Genomic DNA, 19819 nt, shown 5'->3' on the forward strand with positions numbered 1-19819 from the left:
TCACTGAACCGCGCCGGCGGGCGTGTTCAACAACACGACTGCGGCGGTCACCAGCAAATTGATCAGGGTCAGCGGCAGGCAGAACTTCCAGCTGAAGTCCATCACTTGGTCATACCGTGGGCGCGGAATAGAAGCGCGCAGCAGGATGAAGATCATGATGAAAAACGCGGTCTTCAGGGCGAACCAGATAAACGGAATCTGTGGCAGCAGACCGAACGGTCCGTGCCAGCCACCGAAGAACAAAGTCACCAGCAACGCCGAGATCAACACGATCCCGATGTACTCACCCACGAAGAACATGCCCCATTTCATGCCGGCGTATTCAATGTGGTAACCATCGGCCAGTTCCTGTTCCGCTTCCGGCTGGTCGAAGGGGTGACGGTGAGTCACGGCCACGCCAGCGATAAAGAAGGTCAGGAAACCGAAGATCTGCGGGATGATGAACCACAGGTTCTGCGCTTGATATTCAACGATGTCGCGCATGTTGAACGAGCCAACCTGCACCACGATGCCCATCAGCGCCAGGCCCATGAACACTTCGTAGGACACGGTCTGGGCCGAAGCCCGCAAGGCACCCAGCAGGGCAAACTTGTTGTTGCTCGACCAGCCTGCGAACAGCACCGCATAGACCGACAGACCGGCCATGGCGAAGAAGAACAGGATACCGACGTTCAGATCCGCCACGCCCCAGGTCGGGGTGATCGGGATAATCGCAAAGGCGATCAGCAAGGCACTCATGGCCACAACCGGCGCCAGGGTGAAAATCGCCTTGTCGGCAAACGGTGGGGTCCAGTCTTCCTTGAAGAACATCTTGATCATGTCGGCTGCGATCTGGAACGCACCGAACGGGCCCACGCGGTTCGGACCGTAACGGTCCTGCCACAGGGCCAGCAGGCGACGTTCAACCCAGCTCAGCAGCGCGCCGCAAACCACTACGGCGAGCAGGATTACCACGGCTTTGACCACCGAGATAATCACGTCGATCACTTCAGGCGTAAACCAGGTCATTGGGCTGCCTCCTGCAAACCGTCAACGGTAAGGCCAAAGATCGCTGGCGGGATACCGGCCAGGCCTGCTGGCAGTGCCACCAGACCTGCACCCAGCTCTTCATTGATACGCAGTGGCAGACGCAGGGTCACACCGGCAACGTTGAGGCTGAGCAGGGCGCCATCGTTGACCCCCAGGCGGTCGGCTTCGGACTTGGCCAGTGCGATATAAGCGGCTGGAATGCGTTCTTGAACCGGCGCGGCTTTGGAAGAGTTCTCTTCGCTGCCCAGCAGGTGGAAGAACGGCACGACTTGCCAGGTGCCGCGAGCCGGGTTGAATGCGCCCGGGATGTTGGCGAACCAGCTCAGCGAATCACCTGTGCTTTCGATCAGGCGGGTGCCCGGGTCGCCAGCGCGGATATGACCACCGACTTCGTCCTGGAACTTGTTCCACGCTTGTGGCGAGTTCCAGCCCGGCGACCAGGCGAACGGCACTTGCTGGCGCGGTTCGACGGAGCCCGAGTAGCCTTCCATGGAGAAGGCGAACGCGGTGTCCGGGTCTTGCGGGGTGCGTGGCTCGTGTACGCTGATGTTGGCGCGCATGGCAGTACGGCCGCTGTAGCGCAGCGGTTCGCGGGCCAGCTTCATGCCCTTGATGCGGAACGCAGCAGACGGCGCGGCATCAACGATGCGGGCCAGTTCTGGGGTGCTGGCAGCAGTGGCTTGCGTCACGTGGTCGAGCAGGGTCCAGTCAACCGGTTTGTTCAGCAAGGTGCTGCGTAGGGCATGCAGCCAGCGCCAGCCTTCGTGAACCAGGATGCTGGCGTCCAGGTAAGTCGGGTCGAACACCTGGAAGAAGCGCTGCGCACGGCCTTCCTGGCTGACCAGAGTACCGTCGCCTTCAGCGAAGCTGGCCGCCGGCAGTACCAGATCGGCACGGTCGGTGGTCGCAGTCTTCTGGTGGTCGGCAACGATGACCACTTTGGCCGCGTCCAGCGCAGCGTTGACCTTGACGGCATCAACGCGGGTGAACAGATCGTTTTCCAGTACCACGATGGCGTCGGCTTTACCGTCGATCACCGCTTGCAGGGCTGCGTCTACCGACTCGCCGCCCAGCATGGCCAGGCCGAGGCTGTTGGCTTCCGGCACGACGAGGCTGATGGAACCGGCTTTTTCACGCAGGTGCAGGGCTTTGGCGATGTTGCCTGCCGCTTCGATCAGGGCCTTGGAGCCCAGAGAAGTACCGGCAATGATCAGTGGGCGTTTGGCCGCGAGCAGGGCGTCGGCGATGCGCTTGGCCAGCTCCAGTGCTTCAGCGTCCAGGCCGGCAACGGCAGGGGCGCTGGCGTCGATGGCGTGAGCCACGGCGAAACCGATACGGGCCAGGTCATCCGGGGCTGCGTGTACACATTCTTCAGCCACGTCGTCGAGCTTGGTTTCAGCCAGGGTCGCGATAAACAGCGGGTTCAGCGCGTGCTGACCGATGTTTTTCACTGCGGCGTCGAGCCACGGCTGAACGCGCATGGCGTCGGCCATTTCCTCGGCCTTGCCCTTGGTCGATTGACGTACCGACAGCGCCATACGGGCTGCGGTCTGGGTCAGGTCTTCACCGAGCACAAACACGGCGTCGTGATCTTCGATCTCGCGCATGTTCGGCACTGGCAGCGGGCTGTCCTTGAGAACTTGCAGCACCAGGCGGATGCGTTCCAGTTCACCGGCTTCGATGCCCGAGTAGAAGTGCTCGGCACCCACCAGCTCGCGCAGCGCATAGTTGCTTTCGAGGCTGGCACGTGGCGAACCGATACCGACGATATTGCGTCCGCGCAACAGGTCAGCGGCTTTATCCAGCGCGTTGTCCAGGCTCAGCTTGGTGCCGTCGGCCAGCAAAGGCTGACGTGGGCGGTCGGTGCGGTTGACGTAGCCATAGCCGAAACGGCCACGGTCGCACAGGAAGTACTGGTTGACCGAACCGTTGAAGCGGTTTTCGATACGGCGTAGTTCGCCATAGCGTTCGCCCGGGCTGATATTGCAGCCGCTGGAGCAACCGTGGCAGATGCTCGGTGCAAACTGCATGTCCCACTTGCGGTTGTAGCGCTCGGAGTGGGTTTTGTCGGTAAACACACCGGTCGGGCAGACTTCGGTGAGGTTGCCCGAGAACTCGCTTTCGAGCACGCCGTCTTCAACGCGACCGAAGTACACATTGTCGTGGGCACCGAATACGCCCAGGTCAGTGCCGCCCGCGTAGTCTTTATAGAAGCGCACGCAGCGATAGCAAGCGATGCAGCGGTTCATTTCGTGGGAAATGAACGGGCCCAGTTGCTGGTTCTGGTGGGTGCGCTTGGTGAAGCGATAACGGCGCTCGTTGTGGCCGGTCATCACGGTCATGTCTTGCAGATGGCAGTGACCGCCTTCTTCGCACACAGGGCAGTCGTGCGGGTGGTTGGTCATTAGCCATTCAACAACGCTGGCGCGAAACACTTTCGCTTCTTCGTCGTCGATGGAAATCCAGCTACCGTCGGTGGCCGGGGTCATGCATGACATGACGATACGACCACGCTTGTCGTTCTCGTCGGTGTACTGCTTGACGGCGCATTGGCGGCAAGCGCCAACACTGCCCAGGGCAGGGTGCCAGCAGAAATACGGGATATCGAGGCCTAGCGACAGACATGCCTGTAACAGGTTGTCTGCCCCATCGACTTCGAGATCTTTGCCGTCTACGTGGATAGTGGCCATGGTTCAAAGGTCTTCGTTGGCCCGGTGTCAGCGGGCGTGGCTAATGGAATCTTGTTATGCGTTCGAAACAACTCAGCCTTACGGCGTTATCGAACGATCAGGGAGCGGCACGGACCGCTCACCTTCAGAGCGTTACGCGCCGATTACAATCGGGCGTGCCAGAGGCGGTACACCGGGTTTTGCCTGGGCAATACCGGCTTCGAACTCTGGACGGAAGTACTTGATCGCGCTGCCCAATGGCTCCACGGCACCCGGTGCGTGAGCACAGAACGTCTTGCCAGGGCCGAGGAAACCGACCAGACCCAGCAGGGTCTCGATATCGCCGGGCTGACCTTCGCCGTGCTCGATTGCCATCAGCAGCTTGACGCTCCACGGCAGACCATCACGGCAAGGGGTGCAGAAACCGCACGACTCACGGGCAAAGAACTGTTCCATGTTGCGCAGCAACGAGACCATGTTGACGCTGTCGTCCACGGCCATGGCCAGGCCAGTACCCATACGGGTGCCGACCTTGGCGATGCCACCGGCGTACATTTGTGCGTCCAGGTGCTCGGGCAACAGGAAGCCGGTACCGGCACCGCCTGGCTGCCAGCACTTGAGCTTGAAGCCGTCGCGCATGCCGCCGGCGTAGTCTTCGAACAGCTCGCGAGCGGTCACGCCGAATGGCAGTTCCCACAGGCCAGGGTTCTTCACTTTGCCGGAGAAGCCCATCAGCTTGGTGCCGTGGTCTTCGCTGCCTTCGCGGGCCAGGGATTTGTACCAGTCAACGCCGTTACCGATGATGGCCGGTACGTTGCACAGGGTTTCGACGTTGTTCACGCAGGTCGGCTTGCCCCATACGCCCACTGCGGCCGGGAACGGCGGCTTGGAGCGCGGGTTGGCGCGACGGCCTTCGAGGGAGTTGATCAGTGCGGTTTCTTCACCGCAGATATAACGCCCGGCACCGGTGTGCACGAACAGTTCGAAGTCAAAGCCCGAACCGAGGATATTCTTGCCCAGCAGGCCGGCTGCCTTGGCTTCTTCTACGGCACGACGCAGGTGCACGGCCGCGGTGGTGTATTCGCCACGCAGGAAGATATAGCCACGGTAGGTTTTCAGGGCGCGGGCACTGATCAGCATGCCTTCGATCAGCAGATGGGGCAGTTGCTCCATCAGCATGCGGTCTTTCCAGGTGTTGGGCTCCATTTCATCGGCGTTACACAGCAGGTAACGGATGTTCATGGATTCGTCTTTAGGCATCAGCCCCCACTTCACGCCCGTAGGGAAGCCGGCACCGCCGCGACCCTTGAGGCCGGCGTCTTTCACGGTCTGGACGATATCGTCCTGAGCCATGTCGGCGAAGGCCTTGCGTGCGGCGGCGTAGCCGTCCTTGGCCTGGTACTCGTCGAGCCACACAGGCTCGCCGTCGTCACGCAGACGCCAGGTCAGGGGGTGGGTTTCTGCCGAACGCTTGATCAGGTTGGCAGGGCCGAAGGAAGTCAGGCTCATGGGTAGGCCTCCAACAACGTGGCGACGCCAGCAGGCTGCACGTCACCGAATGTGTCGTCGTCGATCATCAACGCCGGCGCCTTGTCGCAGTTGCCCAGGCAGCACACCGGCAGCAGCGTAAAGCGGCCGTCTGCAGTGGTCTGGCCGAGGCCGATGCCCAGCTTGTTCTGGATTTCGCCAACCACGGACTCGTGGCCACCGATGTAGCAGACCATGCTGTCGCACACGCGAATGATGTGACGGCCAACAGGCTGGCGGAAAATCTGGCTGTAGAACGTAGCCACGCCTTCAACGTCGCTGGCAGGAATGCCCAGCAGTTCGCCAATGGCGTAAATCGCGCCGTCAGGCACCCAGCCGCGTTCCTTCTGAACGATCTTCAGGGCTTCGATCGACGCTGCGCGTGGATCTTCGTAGTGATGCATCTCGTGCTCGATGGCCGAGCGCTCGGTTTCGCTCAGGGCGAAACGGTCTGTCTGGATAAGCGTGCTGTTCATGCTTAGCGGTCCACGTCGGCCATAACGAAATCGATACTACCCAGGTACGCAATCAAGTCCGCGACCATTTCACCTTTGATCACCGAAGGGATCTGCTGCAGGTGCGGGAAGCTTGGGGTGCGAATCCGGGTGCGGTAGCTCATGGTGCCGCCATCGCTCGTCAGGTAATAACTGTTGATGCCCTTGGTCGCTTCGATCATCTGGAAGGATTCGTTGGCCGGCATCACCGGGCCCCACGAAACTTGCAGGAAGTGCGTGATCAAGGTCTCGATATGCTGCAACGTGCGCTCTTTGGGCGGCGGCGTGGTCAGCGGGTGATCCGCCTTGTACGGGCCGGCTGGCATGTTGCGCATGCACTGCTCGATGATTTTCAGGCTCTGACGCATTTCTTCGACGCGCACGATGCAACGATCGTAGGCATCGCCGTTGGCTGCCAGCGGGACTTCGAATTCGAAGTTCTCGTAGCCGGAGTACGGGCGCGCCTTACGGATATCGAAATCACAACCGGTGGAGCGCAGGCCGGCACCAGTGACGCCCCATTCCAGGGCCTCTTTGGTGTTGTAGGCGGCAACGCCGATGGTACGACCACGCAGGATGCTGTTGTCCAAAGCGGCTTTCTGGTATTCGTCCAGACGTTTTGGCATCCAGTCGAGGAATTCCTTGACCAGACGATCCCAGCCGTTCGGCAGGTCGTGGGCAACGCCGCCGATGCGGTACCAGGCCGGGTGCAGACGGAAGCCGGTGATGGCCTCGATCACTTTGTAAGCGCGCTGACGGTCGGTGAAGGTGAAGAACACCGGGGTCATGGCGCCCACGTCCTGGATATAGGTACCCAGGAACAGCAGGTGGCTGGTGATACGGAAGAATTCGGCCATCATGATACGGATGGTGTCGACGCGGTCCGGTACCTTGATGCCCGCGAGCTTCTCGACCGAGAGCACGTACGGCAGGTTGTTCATCACGCCGCCGAGGTAATCGATACGGTCGGTGTACGGGATGAAGCTGTGCCAGGACTGGCGCTCGGCCATTTTTTCGGCACCACGGTGGTGGTAGCCGACGTCTGGCACGCAATCGACGATTTCTTCACCGTCCAGTTGCAGGATGATCCGGAAAGCACCGTGAGCCGAAGGGTGGTTGGGACCTAAGTTGAGGAACATGTAGTCCTCGTTTTCGCCGGAACGCTTCATGCCCCAGTCTTCAGGACGGAAACGTGCGGCTTCCTCTTCCAGCTGCACCTTGGCCAGGGTCAGGCTGTACGGGTCGAACTCGGTGGCCCGGGCCGGGAAGTCCTTGCGCAGCGGGTGACCTTCCCAGGTTGGCGGCATCATGATGCGCGTCAGGTGCGGGTGACCTTTGAAGTCGATGCCGAACATGTCCCAGACTTCACGCTCGTACCAGTTGGCGTTCGGCCAGATACCGGTCACGGTCGGGACGCTCAGGTCTTTTTCGGACAGGGCCACCTTGATCATTACGTCGCTGTTACGTTCCAGCGACATCAGGTGATAGAAGACGGTGAAGTCTGCACCCGATGGCAGGCCCTGACGCTTGGTGCGCAGACGTTCGTCCACACCGTGCAGGTCATAGAGCATGACGTAGGGTTTTGGCAGATTGCGCAGGAAGGTCAGTACTTCGACCAGTTTTGCGCGGCTAACCCAAAGCACCGGCATGCCGGTGCGCGTGGCCTGGGCGGTGAACGCCTCGGGGCCAAAACGGGTGTTGAGTTCGACAACCACATCTTGGTCGTCAGCCTTGTAAGGCGGGATGTACAGAGCGGAGCCTGTAGTCATGGTTTTTTATCGCTTTCGGTCAACGTAAAGAATGAAGCCAGTGATTCGTTCTATTGATTAGAAACGGCGCTGGATCACACTTCGTCGGGGCTGCGCAGGTTGGTTACCTGAATACGCTGTTCACGGCGCTGTTCCTTTTGCGATGGCATCTCGGCGCGATAAACGCCTTGTTCGCCAACGACCCAGGAAAGTGGGCGACGCTCCTGGCCAATCGACTCTTGCAAGAGCATCAAGCCCTGCAGAAAAGCCTCTGGGCGGGGTGGGCAGCCTGGCACGTAAACGTCCACGGGCAGGAACTTGTCGACCCCTTGAACCACGGAGTAGATGTCGTACATGCCACCGGAGTTGGCGCAAGAACCCATGGAGATAACCCATTTCGGTTCAAGCATTTGCTCATAGAGACGCTGAATGATCGGCGCCATCTTGATGAAGCAGGTACCGGCAATAACCATGAAATCCGCCTGACGCGGCGATGCCCGGATAACTTCGGCGCCAAAGCGCGCGATATCGTGGGGCGCCGTGAAGGCGGTGGTCATTTCCACGTAGCAGCACGACAGGCCGAAGTTGTACGGCCACAGGGAGTTTTTACGCCCCCAGTTGACCGTGCCGTTCAGCACGTCTTCGAGCTTGCCCATGAAGATGTTTTTGTGGACTTGATCTTCTAACGGATCGGCAACGGTTTCCCGTGTGCCGATCGGATATTGCTCGTTAGGAGCATCCGGGTCGATCCTGGTGAGTTCGTATTGCATTGCCAAAGCCTCATTGTTTCAGCTTGGCCTGCCGCTTACGACGAGCTTCTGGTGCCCAATCAAGAGCACCCACCCGAAATAGGTAGACAAGGCCTGCCAACAGAATTGCTATGAAAACGAGAGCTTCGACGAATCCGGTCCAGCCGCTTTCGCGAACAGACACAGACCATGCAAAGAGAAAGAGGGCTTCGATATCGAAGATCACGAACAGCATCGCGACCAGATAGAATTTGGCTGAGAGCCGCAAGCGGGCGCCACCGGTGGGTAGCATGCCGGACTCGAACGGTTCGTTTTTGCTGCGCCCCCAGGCTTTTGACCCGAGGAGGCTGGAAACACCGAGCATGAAGGCACAGAGGCCGACAACGCCGAGAAGGAAAATGGCAAAGCCCCAGTTGTGGGCTATGAGTCCTGTCGCTTCGGGCATGCTGGAAATCCTTAACAGAGAGCAAAGGTCTCTGAGCTAGAAAAGGTAATAAAGCAGTGACGTTATGTCGCAGTGCTATTGATTGCCGGGATTTTATGGCTAAACACCCAGCAAGTAAATTTTCTAAGATGAATTAATTCAGTCCTTTAGTGGTATGGCCTTCCTGGAATGTGCTGTAAGCCTTGTGGCACGGGCATTACAGCGAGTTTTGTTGATTATGTTTTACAGCGCCGGTAATCAACAACAGTAACTCTAAATGATAATCAATATTGTTTAAGTGCGGCGCGGTGCTTTGTTCCGGTTGAAGTTGGCTTATATAAGCGCACTTCGCAAGTTTTGAACTTGGCTTTTTAACCCGGTTTCTGTTTTCGGTTATGGATCTGGGTCAGGGTTTTGACGGATGGGCCTGATTCTTCTGATCCAACTCACCTTTCTGATCCCGTAGTCGCTGCCGAGGAACGAAGGCTGCGAGCTTTTGATTTTCATGGCGGCTTATAAACAGCTCGCAGCCTTCGTTCCTCGGCAGCGACTACGTTTGGAGTTTGGTGTTTGGTGTTTGGTGTTTGGTGTTTGGTGGTGGTAATGGGAGTTCGCAGGCAAAAAAAACGCCCCGAACCAGTCGGGGCGTCATGTGCGTGGCATTGCGTTTGTTCTTTACAGGCTGGGCAATGGCCGTGGTTCCATTATCAGTGGAACTGTTCTTCTTCAGTCGAGCCGGTCAGCGCGGTTACCGAAGACGAGCCACCCTGGATCACGGTGGTCATGTCGTCGAAGTAGCCAGTGCCCACTTCCTGCTGGTGCGCCACAAAGGTGTAGCCTTTGGCAGCGTCAGCGAATTCCTGCTCTTGCAGCTTCACGTAGGCAGTCATGTCGTTGCGGGCGTAGTCGTGCGCCAGGTTGAACATGCTGTGCCACATGTTGTGAATGCCCGCCAGGGTGATGAACTGGTGCTTGTAGCCCATTGCCGACAGTTCGCGCTGGAACTTGGCGATGGTCGCGTCGTCCAGGTTCTTCTTCCAGTTGAAGGAAGGCGAGCAGTTGTACGACAGCAGTTGGTCCGGGTATTCCTTTTTGATCGCTTCAGCAAAGCGACGGGCTTCGTCCAGATCCGGCTTGGCGGTTTCGCACCAGATCAGGTCGGCATATGGGGCATAAGCCAAACCGCGAGCGATCGCTTGGTCCAGACCGGCACGTACTTTGTAGAAGCCTTCCTTGGTGCGCTCGCCTGTAACGAACGGCTGGTCGTACGGGTCGCAGTCAGAAGTCAGCAAGTCAGCCGCGTTGGCGTCGGTGCGGGCCAGAATGATGGTCGGCGTACCGGCAACGTCAGCCGCCAGACGGGCAGCCGTCAGTTTTTGTACGGCTTCCTGGGTCGGTACCAGTACCTTGCCGCCCATGTGGCCGCATTTTTTCACCGAGGCCAGTTGGTCTTCGAAGTGAACGCCGGCGGCGCCTGCTTCGATCATGCTTTTCATCAGCTCGTAAGCGTTGAGTACGCCGCCAAAACCGGCTTCGGCGTCAGCCACGATCGGGGCGAAGTAGTCGATGTAGCCCTGATCGCCCGGGTTTTTACCGGCTTTCCACTGGATCTGGTCGGCGCGGCGGAACGAGTTGTTGATGCGCTTGACCACGGTTGGAACGGAGTCCACCGGGTACAGCGACTGATCCGGGTACATGGATTCGGCAGAGTTGTTGTCTGCCGCCACTTGCCAACCCGACAGGTAGATAGCCTGGATACCGGCTTTAACCTGTTGTACCGCTTGGCCCCCGGTCAGGGCGCCCATGCAGTTGACGAAATCTTTCTCAGGACGGAAGGACGGGTGTGCGCCCTGTGTCACCAGTTTCCACAGCTTGTCGGCACCCATTTTTGCAAAGGTGTGCTCGGGTTGAACCGAGCCGCGCAGGCGGACCACGTCAGCAGCGGAGTAATCGCGAGTCACGCCTTTCCAGCGTGGGTTTTCGGCCCAGTCTTTCTCAAGGGCTGCAATTTGCTGTTCGCGTGTCAGTGCCATGGTGATAAACCTCGTCGCATAGGTCTGGGTTGAAAAATGGTTGCTCCACCAGGCACACAACAATGTTGTTTGAAGTAAGTGCGTGAATGGCTGCTCGCTGCAGGCGGTACTGGCCCCAGGGCCTTTGCAGGGCCTCTGATCAGCGGGAGCGGGGCCATCATGCCCTTGCATTTTTGAGGCGTCAAATGTTTTGTAGTGCTTTTTTTATAACACTACATAATTTGCGAATTACGACTCATCAGTCAGTTTTGGCCCTTTTGGTCGAGTACGTCGACTTTGACCCGCAGGGTCACGTCATCCCGGCTTTGAGTAGAGTAACTGCGGGTTTGCGCCTGGTTTCCGGCCTGGTTGCGGCTGTTGATGCCGGCCAGGGTGATCCATTGTCCCAGCGGTCCGCTGGCCTGTGTGTCGGTACTTTGAATATTCACTACATCTGGTTGCTCCCGGCTCATGCGGTCGCGTGTGGTGCTGATCGCCAGGTGTACCGTTTCACCTGTGACGCTGGCGGTGACGTAGAAACCCCGGGTGACGTTGCGGTAATCGGTCTGTGTCAGCAGGCGGCCGTAGGCGTCGGTCTGGGTGCTGGTCAGTGGCACGCTCTGGCCGGTCTGGATAAAGGCCGGGGTGCCCTCGGTGGTCTGGATTTGCTGGGTGCCGCCATCACGGCTGGCGGTGCTGATAACCCGGGTGTCCGGATCATTAGTGGCCAGGTTGTTGTCACTGGTATCGACCGTGATCAGCAGGCGCCGGGCGGGTGTATCGAGTTGCGCCAGCAGGTCTTCGAGGTTCTGGATTTTCGAAGGGGCCGCCTCGACGATCAGTTGATTGCCGTAGGCGCTGACTTTGCCGTTTTTACCGATAAAGTTCTGCGCGATGGGCAGCAGATCGGCGCTGGTGCGGTTTTGCAGGGTAATGACGCGGGTGTCGGCGTGCGCGCTGAGGCTTGCAATCAGCAGCAGGCCGACGATGAAGGGGCGTAGGGACATGTCCGTTATCTCCGCAATGCTTGAAAGGCTTGGTGTGAGTGTGCCAGATAGCAAAACGCCCTGCGATCCGGGGATGGCAGGGCGTTTTGCAAAACTGCTGTGGGAGCGAGCCTGCTCGTGAAGGTCACGCAATTCGCGAGCAGACTTGCTCCCACATAGATGGGCGTGGCAGTTAGCTCACCCGCACCATATCAACGTGGGGAATCCCTGCTTCGAGGAATTCGTCGCTGACGATTTTGAAACCCAAGCGCTCGTAGAACGGTGTGGCATGCACTTGCGCGCTGAGCATTTGCTGCTTGAGACCGCGTTTCTCGGCTTCAAGGATCGTGGCTTGCATCAGCGCGTCGCCGACTTTCAGGCCGCGCCAGTCCTTAAGGACCGACACTCGGCCGATATGGCCGTCCGGCAGCAGCCGGGCGGTACCAATCGGAAAGTCGCCTTCATAGGCCAGAAAATGCACGGCATCGGCATCGTCTGCATCCCACTCCAGTTCTGGAGGTACAGATTGTTCGGCAATAAACACCGCCTCACGAATGCGTCGAAGTTCGGCGTTGTCCTTTTGCCAGTCGGCGACACGTACGTGAATGCTATTCATCAGCGAACCCCAGGCTTCCTTGTTTAACCAGCTCGCAGAGCAGGTTGCGTCCATCTTCATCGGCCAGCCATGTGCCGAGGTTGTCACTGTGCAGCGCGTCGGCAGCACAGATCATTTTCAGCAGTTCACGCAGCTTGCCCGGCAGCAGGCGGCTCTGGCCGCTGGCGAACAGCAGCAGGTCGTCATCGACCTCGGACCATGCCAGGCGGGCGCTCGGGTTACGGATCAGGATCGCGCCCTGTTCCAGGCTACCCAGCAGGTCTTCTTCTTCGAGTTCAGGGCCGACCACGAGTTCCGGATAACGCGGCTCGGTCATGAACTGGCCAAACCAGGTCAGCAGCATGCGCTCGTCGCTCATGTGCTCGGCCAGCAAGCCTTTGAGGCGGTCCAGAGCATCGCGCTGGATCTGGTGCGGGTCGCTCACCGGTTGCGCGTCGGCGTCGGTGTAGCGTTCTTCATCCGACAGGTACTGACTGAGGAAGTCGGTGAAGTGGGTCAGCACTTCGGCGGCGCTCGGTGCACGGAAGCCCACCGAGTAGGTCAGGCAGTCGTCTACGGCTACACCGCAGTGGGCCAGGCGTGGTGGCAGGTAGAGCATGTCGCCGGGCTCAAGGGTCCACTCGTCGGTGGCCTGGAAATCAGCGAGGATGCGCAGGTCGGCATGTTCGAGCATTTTGCTGTCGGTGTCGCACATCTGGCCGATCTGCCAGTGGCGCTTGCCGTGACCTTGCAGCAGGAACACGTCGTAATTGTCGAAGTGCGGACCCACGCTGCCACCCGGGGCGGCGTAGCTGATCATCACGTCGTCGATACGCCAGCTCGGCAGGAAACGGAAGTTTTCCAGCAGTTCGTTGACTTCCGGTACGAACTGATCGACGGCCTGTACCAACAGGGTCCACTCACGCTCTGGCAGTTTGCCGAACTCGTCTTCGGCGAACGGGCCGCGGCGCAGTTCCCACGGACGCTCGCCGTGCTCGATGATCAGGCGCGATTCGACTTCTTCTTCAAGTGCCAGACCGGCCAGCTCGTCTGCGTCGATCGGGCTTTCGAAGTCAGGAATGGCTTGACGCACCAGTAGTGGTTTCTTCTGCCAGTAGTCGCGCATGAACTCGCGCGCCGTGATGCCGCCCAGAAGTTGAAGAGGAGTATCAGGATTCATGTGTAACCTATTGAAAAAATGCACTTTGTAATCGGGAATAAAAACGCCCGGCACGGCCGGGCGTTAATAGGTCGTTGCAGCGATCAGATACGCTTGGCTTGCTCGACCGCGTTGCCAATGTAGTTGGCAGGCGTGAGCAGCTTCAGCTCGGCTTTGGCCGCTTCCGGCATTTCAAGGCCGTCGATGAAAGTTTGCAGTGCTTCAGGGCTGATGCCCTTGCCGCGGGTCAGCTCTTTGAGCTTCTCGTACGGGTTTTCGATGTTGTAGCGGCGCATCACGGTCTGAATCGGCTCGGCCAGGACTTCCCAGCAAGCGTCCAGGTCGGCAGCGATTTTCTGCGCATTCAGTTCAAGCTTGCTGATGCCCTTGAGGCTGGCTTCGTACGCGATCACGCTGTGAGCAAAGCCCACGCCGAGGTTGCGCAGTACGGTGGAGTCGGTCAGGTCGCGCTGCCAGCGGGAGATTGGCAATTTGCTGGCCAGGTGCTGGAACAGGGCGTTGGCGATACCCAGGTTGCCTTCGGAGTTTTCGAAGTCGATCGGGTTGACCTTGTGCGGCATGGTCGAGGAGCCGATTTCGCCGGCAATGGTGCGCTGTTTGAAGTAGCCCAGCGAGATGTAGCCCCAGATATCGCGATCGAAGTCGATCAGGATGGTGTTGAAGCGCGCGATGGCGTCAAACAGCTCGGCGATGTAGTCGTGCGGCTCGATCTGGGTGGTGTACGGGTTGAAGCCCAGACCCAGCTCGTCTTCGATAAAGGCGCGGGCGTTTTCTTCCCAGTCGATCTGCGGGTAGGCCGACAGGTGGGCGTTGTAGTTACCTACGGCGCCGTTGATTTTGCCCAGCAGCGGTACCGCTGCAACCTGAGCGATTTGACGCTCCAGGCGGTAAACCACGTTGGCCAGCTCTTTGCCCAGGGTGGTCGGCGAGGCCGGTTGGCCGTGGGTGCGCGACAGCATTGGCACGTCAGCGAACTTGATCGCCAGTTCGCGGATGGCTTGGGCGGTTTGACGCATCAGCGGCAGCATCACGTCATCACGGCCTTCGCGCAGCATCAGGGCGTGGGACAGGTTGTTGATGTCCTCGCTGGTGCAGGCAAAGTGGATGAATTCGCTTACGTTGGCCAGTTCAGGCAGCTTGGCAGCCTGTTCCTTGAGCAGGTACTCAATGGCTTTTACGTCGTGGTTGGTGGTGCGCTCGATCTCTTTGACGCGCTCGGCGTGCTCAAGAGAGAAGTTCTCGGCCAGTTCATTCAGAACGGCGTTGGCTTCGGCAGAGAAGGCCGGGACTTCAGGGATGGCAGCGTGAGCGGCCAGGCGCTGGAGCCAGCGAACTTCAACCAGTACGCGAGCACGGATCAAGCCGTATTCGCTGAAAATTGGGCGCAGGGCCTGGGTTTTGCCGGCGTAGCGGCCGTCAACAGGGGAAACCGCAGTGAGCGAAGAGAGCTTCATGGGGTGTTCTCGGACAGTCGGGCAACGAAATGGGGCGCGTATCATACATGAAAAAACGGCCGGTCCGTTGCCAAGTGACCGGCGTCATACGCGTATCGATTTTAAAATCTGTGCCTGTCGGCGTGTTTCAGTTGCCGCGCAGCATCGGGTAAAGCTCTTTGAGCAGCTTGCGGCGGCTGATGACCAACTGCCAGCGGTGCCCGCCCAGTTGACGCCACAGCCTAGCGCAGCGGATACCGGCCAGCAGCAGGGCGCGAATTTTTGCCGCGTTGTTCGGTTGTTGCAGGTTGCGCATGTCGCCGTGCACCTGAATACGTTGGCGCAGGGTGCTCAGGGTGTCCTGGTACAGCGCGCCGCAGGCGGCCACCACGTTTTCGTGGGCCGGGCCGAAGTGCTCGACCTGGGACTGGATTTGCGGCAGGCGTTTGCCGATCAGTTCCAGCATGTCATCGCGCTTGGCCAGTTGGCGCTCAAGACCGAGCATCGACAACGCGTAGCGCAAAGGCTCGCGTTGCAGGGTGTTGGGGTCGCGCTCGAGGGCGCCGATCAGGGCCCGGTAGCCTTCGCGCAGGTTGATGTCGTCACCGCCAAACACTTCCAGGGTGTCCTTGGGGTCGCGCACCAGCAGGCTGCCGAGCATGCAGCTCAGGTCGGCTTCACTGACCTGGCCGGTCTTGGCGATCTTGTCCACCAAAACAGCGGCCAGAAACACGCCGCCCAGAGCTACCAGTTGCTCCTGAGTCGGGTTCATGGGCGCTTGCCCTTGCTCGACCAGGGCTCGGCCACTTCGATCACGCCGCCGCCCAGGCAGACTTCGCCGTCGTAAAACACCACGGACTGGCCGGGTGTTACTGCGCGTTGCGGGTCATCGAAGGTGGCGCGGTAGCCGCTTTCGGTTTTTTCCAGGGTGCAGGGCTGATCGCTCTGGCGATAGCGAACCTTGGCCGTCAGGCGTAGCGGGGTGCTCAGGTCGATCGGGTTGACCCAGTAGATCTCGGAGGCGAGCAGGGCGCCGGAGAACAGCCACGGATGATCATTGCCCTGGCCGACGATCAGCTCGTTGTGCTCCAGGTCCTTGACCAGCACGTACCACGGCTCGTCGCTGGCGTCTTTGAGGCCGCCAATGCCCAGGCCCTGACGCTGGCCGATGGTGTGATACATCAGGCCATGATGGCGGCCGATCACTTCACCTTCGGTGGTCTTGATCTCGCCCGGCTGTGCCGGCAGGTATTGCTTGAGAAAATCGCTGAAGCGGCGTTCGCCGATAAAGCAGATCCCGGTGGAGTCTTTTTTCTTCGCCGTGGCCAGATCGTGTTTTTCGGCGATGCGTCGCACTTCCGGTTTTTCCAGCTCGCCCACAGGGAACAGGGTGCGGGCGATCTGTTCGCCGCCGACGGCGTGCAGGAAGTAGCTCTGGTCCTTGTTCGGGTCCAGGCCCTTGAGCAGCTCGGTGCGCCCGTCAATGTCGCGACGACGCACATAGTGGCCGGTAGCGATCAGGTCGGCGCCCAGCATCAGGGCGTAGTCCAGGAAGGCCTTGAACTTGATTTCGCGGTTGCACAGGATGTCCGGGTTCGGCGTGCGACCGGCCTTGTACTCGGCCAGGAAGTGCTCGAACACGTTGTCCCAGTACTCGGCGGCAAAATTGGCGGTGTGCAGCTTGATGCCAATTTTGTCGCACACGGCCTGGGCGTCTGCCAGATCATCCATGGCGGTGCAGTAATCCGTTCCGTCGTCTTCCTCCCAGTTCTTCATGAACAGGCCTTCCACCTGGTAGCCCTGCTCCATGAGCAGAACGGCGGAAACGGAAGAATCGACACCGCCGGACATGCCGACGATGACGCGCTGTTTTTCGGGGGCGACTAGGGCTGGATCACGCATAAGGATTCAATGAGTGTCTTGAAAAAGGACGCGATTCTAGCAGGCCCGAGCGCTCAAGGCTAAACCGAAGGGCGGATTAACGTCAGGTCGAACAGTTTGCCGCCCAGATAATCGTCGATGCACTGCAGGGTCAGCTCGCTGCGCCAGCGATCGCGTTGCGCCAGCAGCTCGTCGCGGGTCAGCCACAGCGGGCCGATAATGCCGGTGTCGAGCTGGTAGTCGGGGTGGTGCTTGACGGCCTTGCCGGCAAAGCAGATGCGCTGGTAGGTCACGCCATTGCTGGGGGCGGTATACAGATAAATGCCGATCACGCCGGTCAGCTCGACGTCGTAGCCGGTTTCTTCGAGGGTTTCACGGATGGCAGCCTCGATCAGGCTCTCGTTCGGGTCCAGATGCCCGGCGGGCTGATTGAGCACGGCGCGCTCGCGTTTGAGCTCTTCGACCATCAGAAAGCGACCATTGTCTTCGACAACAGTGGCGACGGTGATGTGGGGTTTCCATTCCATGGGGATGTTCTCAGGTGATGAGTCTGTGGGAGCGAGCCTGCTCGCGAAATTTTCGAGAGCAGGCAATTATCCACTAAATACTCTCTCGTTAACGATATTCGCGAGCGGGCTCGCTCCCACAGGGTTTGTGTGGGTCGTAAAAACACAAACCCCGGCGTCGTGGGCCGGGGTCTGTGGTGTTGCCAGTTGCCCTTACACCGAGGCGATGATCGCGTTCAGTGTGGCGCTAGGGCGCATTACTTTGCTCACCTTGTCGGCATCGGCGTGGTAGTAACCACCGATATCGACCGGCTTGCCCTGCACGGCGTTGAGTTCGGCAACGATTTTTGCCTCGTTCTCGGCCAGAGCTTTTGCTACTGGAGCAAATTGGGCTTGCAGTTCTTTGTCTTCAGTCTGGGCAGCCAGGGCTTGAGCCCAGTACAGCGCCAGGTAGAAGTGGCTACCACGGTTGTCGATGTTGCCGACTTTACGCGATGGCGATTTGTTGTTGTCGAGGAACTGGCCGGTAGCCTGGTCCAGGGTCTTGGCCAACACCAACGCTTTCGGGTTGTTGTAGGTCGTGCCCAGGTGCTCCAGGGAAGCGGCCAGTGCCAGGAATTCACCCAGCGAGTCCCAGCGCAGGAAGTTTTCTTCCAGCAGCTGTTGAACGTGCTTCGGAGCCGAACCGCCTGCGCCGGTTTCGAACAGACCGCCGCCATTCATCAGCGGAACGATCGACAGCATCTTGGCGCTGGTGCCCAGTTCCATGATCGGGAACAGGTCGGTCAAATAGTCACGCAGAACGTTGCCGGTCACCGAAATGGTGTCCAGGCCCTTGCGGGTACGCTCCAGGGTGAACTTCATGGCTTCAACCGGCGCCATGATGCGAATGTCCAGACCGCTGGTGTCGTGATCCTTCAGGTAGGTTTCTACCTTTTTGATCATTTCGGCGTCGTGGCTACGCTTTGGATCGAGCCAGAACACGGCCGGGGTGTTGCTGGCGCGTGCACGGTTGACGGCCAGTTTGACCCAGTCGCGGATCGGCGCGTCTTTGGCCTGGCACATGCGCCAGATATCGCCTTCTTCGACCTTCTGTTCCATCAGCACGTTGCCGTTGCTGTCAGTTACCCGCACAACGCCCGGGGTCTTGATCTGGAAAGTCTTGTCGTGGGAACCGTACTCTTCGGCTTTTTGCGCCATCAGGCCAACGTTTGGCACGCTGCCCATGGTGGTCGGATCGAAGGCGCCGTGCTTCTTGCAGTCTTCGATGGTGGCCTGGTAGATGGTGGCGTAGCAGCGATCCGGGATCACGGCCTTGGTGTCTTGCAACTGGCCTTCGGTGTTCCACATTTTGCCGGAATCACGAATCATGGCCGGCATCGAGGCGTCGACGATCACGTCGCTCGGCACGTGCAGGTTGGTGATGCCTTTGTCGGAGTTGACCATGGCCAGCGCAGGGCGGTTGGCGTACACGGCTTCGATGTCGGCTTCGATTTCAGCTTGCTTCTCGGCTGGCAGCGCCTTGATGCGGGCGTACAGGTCGCCGATACCGTTGTTCAGGTTGAAACCGATTTCTTTCAGGACGTCGGCGTGTTTTTCCAGCGCATCCTTGTAGAACTCGGCCACGATCTGACCAAACATGATCGGGTCGGAAACCTTCATCATGGTGGCTTTGAGGTGAACCGAGAACAGTACGCCTTGCTTCTTGGCGTCTTCGATTTCGGCTGCTACGAACTCACGCAGAGCCTTTTTGCTCATGACCGAGCAATCGATGATCTCACCGGCCTGAACGGCGGTTTTTTCTTTCAGGACGGTGGTGGTGCCGTCTTGAGCGATCAGTTCGATTTTAACGCTGCCCGGAGCTTCGATCAGGGCGGCTTTTTCGCTGGCGTAGAAGTCGCCTTCGCTCATGTGAGCAACGTGGGACTTGGAGTCTGCAGCCCAGGCACCCATTTTGTGCGGGTGCTTGCGCGCGTAGTTCTTGACCGACAGCGGTGCGCGGCGGTCAGAGTTGCCTTCGCGCAATACCGGGTTTACGGCACTGCCCATCACTTTGCTGTAACGCGCTTTGATTTCTTTTTCAGCGTCAGTGGTGACGGTCTCCGGGTAGTCCGGAATGTTAAAGCCCTGCGCTTGCAGTTCTTTGATCGCGGCCTGCAATTGCGGGACCGAGGCGCTGATGTTAGGCAGCTTGATGATATTGGCTTCAGGGGTAACGGCCAGGGCGCCCAGTTCGGCGAGGTGGTCTGCTACAGCCTTGTCACCCAATTGCTCGGGGAAGCTTGAGAGGATGCGGCCAGCCAGAGAGATGTCGCGCGTTTCAACGGCGATATCGGCGCTGGCGGTAAACGCCTCGATGATAGGCAGCAGTGAATAGGTGGCGAGCGCCGGAGCTTCGTCGGTGAAGGTATAGATGATCTTCGAACGGTTGGGCATTTCGGATTAACTCTCTTCTTTGCTGAGCGTGCTCAGATACTCGAGATGCGCAGGGTAGGCGCTTTCGTTCACAGTGAACAATGAGCCGAAAGTCGAGGTTCTTCGCGGTGATGTGAATGCATCAGTAGAGCGTCAAGCGGTCGAACCGGG

Annotated in this window: 16 protein-coding genes; all 16 read right to left on the reverse strand. The window is 59.2% G+C overall.

Features of this window, described 5'->3' with window-relative positions:
* Positions 1–1008: an NADH-quinone oxidoreductase subunit NuoH gene (gene nuoH / locus CJU81_RS09700; protein ID WP_016780195.1), complete on the reverse strand. Its 1008-nt coding sequence runs from the start codon at positions 1006–1008 to the stop codon at positions 1–3.
* Complete coding sequence (gene nuoG, locus CJU81_RS09705; RefSeq protein WP_095036405.1) at positions 1005–3719, reverse strand: NADH-quinone oxidoreductase subunit NuoG; 2715 nt, start codon at positions 3717–3719, stop codon at positions 1005–1007. Before nuoG ends, nuoH begins: the two co-directional genes overlap by 4 nt.
* Positions 3720–3851: 132 nt before the next feature.
* Positions 3852–5207: an NADH-quinone oxidoreductase subunit NuoF gene (nuoF, locus tag CJU81_RS09710; protein ID WP_086796175.1), complete on the reverse strand. Its 1356-nt coding sequence runs from the start codon at positions 5205–5207 to the stop codon at positions 3852–3854.
* Positions 5204–5701, reverse strand: a complete 498-nt coding sequence (nuoE, locus tag CJU81_RS09715; RefSeq protein ID WP_016780198.1) for an NADH-quinone oxidoreductase subunit NuoE — start codon at positions 5699–5701, stop codon at positions 5204–5206. Before nuoE ends, nuoF begins: the two co-directional genes overlap by 4 nt.
* 2 nt (positions 5702–5703) lie before the next feature.
* Positions 5704–7488 (reverse strand): NADH-quinone oxidoreductase subunit C/D, encoded by a 1785-nt coding sequence (gene nuoC, locus CJU81_RS09720; RefSeq protein ID WP_095036406.1) that lies wholly within the window; start codon positions 7486–7488, stop codon positions 5704–5706.
* Between the two features lie 74 nt (positions 7489–7562).
* Positions 7563–8237, reverse strand: a complete 675-nt coding sequence (locus CJU81_RS09725) for a NuoB/complex I 20 kDa subunit family protein (RefSeq protein WP_016780200.1) — start codon at positions 8235–8237, stop codon at positions 7563–7565.
* A gap of 10 nt (positions 8238–8247) precedes the next feature.
* Positions 8248–8661: an NADH-quinone oxidoreductase subunit A gene (locus CJU81_RS09730; RefSeq protein ID WP_003446990.1), complete on the reverse strand. Its 414-nt coding sequence runs from the start codon at positions 8659–8661 to the stop codon at positions 8248–8250.
* Between the two features lie 686 nt (positions 8662–9347).
* The gene (aceA, locus tag CJU81_RS09735; RefSeq protein ID WP_003446991.1) at positions 9348–10673 is read right to left on the reverse strand and encodes an isocitrate lyase; all 1326 of its coding nucleotides are present in this window, start codon (positions 10671–10673) and stop codon (positions 9348–9350) included.
* Between the two features lie 242 nt (positions 10674–10915).
* Complete coding sequence (locus tag CJU81_RS09740; protein WP_095036407.1) at positions 10916–11659, reverse strand: secretin N-terminal domain-containing protein; 744 nt, start codon at positions 11657–11659, stop codon at positions 10916–10918.
* Between the two features lie 172 nt (positions 11660–11831).
* On the reverse strand, positions 11832–12254 hold the full coding sequence (locus CJU81_RS09745) for a GNAT family N-acetyltransferase (protein ID WP_095003299.1): 423 nt from the start codon (positions 12252–12254) through the stop codon (positions 11832–11834).
* On the reverse strand, positions 12247–13413 hold the full coding sequence (locus CJU81_RS09750; RefSeq protein WP_095028383.1) for a ribosomal protein uL16 3-hydroxylase: 1167 nt from the start codon (positions 13411–13413) through the stop codon (positions 12247–12249). Before CJU81_RS09750 ends, CJU81_RS09745 begins: the two co-directional genes overlap by 8 nt.
* Positions 13414–13496: 83 nt before the next feature.
* Positions 13497–14867, reverse strand: coding sequence for an adenylosuccinate lyase (gene purB, locus CJU81_RS09755; RefSeq protein ID WP_095028382.1), 1371 nt, complete (start codon positions 14865–14867; stop codon positions 13497–13499).
* A 127-nt stretch (positions 14868–14994) separates the two neighbouring features.
* A complete protein-coding gene (gene hflD, locus CJU81_RS09760) occupies positions 14995–15618 on the reverse strand; it encodes a high frequency lysogenization protein HflD (protein ID WP_095028381.1) in 624 nt (207 codons plus the stop codon).
* On the reverse strand, positions 15615–16748 hold the full coding sequence (gene mnmA / locus CJU81_RS09765) for a tRNA 2-thiouridine(34) synthase MnmA (RefSeq protein WP_095036408.1): 1134 nt from the start codon (positions 16746–16748) through the stop codon (positions 15615–15617). The genes hflD and mnmA overlap by 4 nt, the downstream gene beginning before the upstream one ends.
* Positions 16749–16807: 59 nt before the next feature.
* Positions 16808–17254, reverse strand: coding sequence for an NUDIX hydrolase (locus CJU81_RS09770; RefSeq protein WP_095036409.1), 447 nt, complete (start codon positions 17252–17254; stop codon positions 16808–16810).
* A gap of 192 nt (positions 17255–17446) precedes the next feature.
* Positions 17447–19669, reverse strand: coding sequence for an NADP-dependent isocitrate dehydrogenase (locus tag CJU81_RS09775; RefSeq protein WP_095036410.1), 2223 nt, complete (start codon positions 19667–19669; stop codon positions 17447–17449).
* Positions 19670–19819: the final 150 nt, after the last annotated feature.

Origin of the sequence: Pseudomonas fragi, from assembly GCF_002269505.1 — a bacterium.
In the GTDB taxonomy this organism is placed as follows: domain Bacteria; phylum Pseudomonadota; class Gammaproteobacteria; order Pseudomonadales; family Pseudomonadaceae; genus Aquipseudomonas; species Aquipseudomonas fragi_D.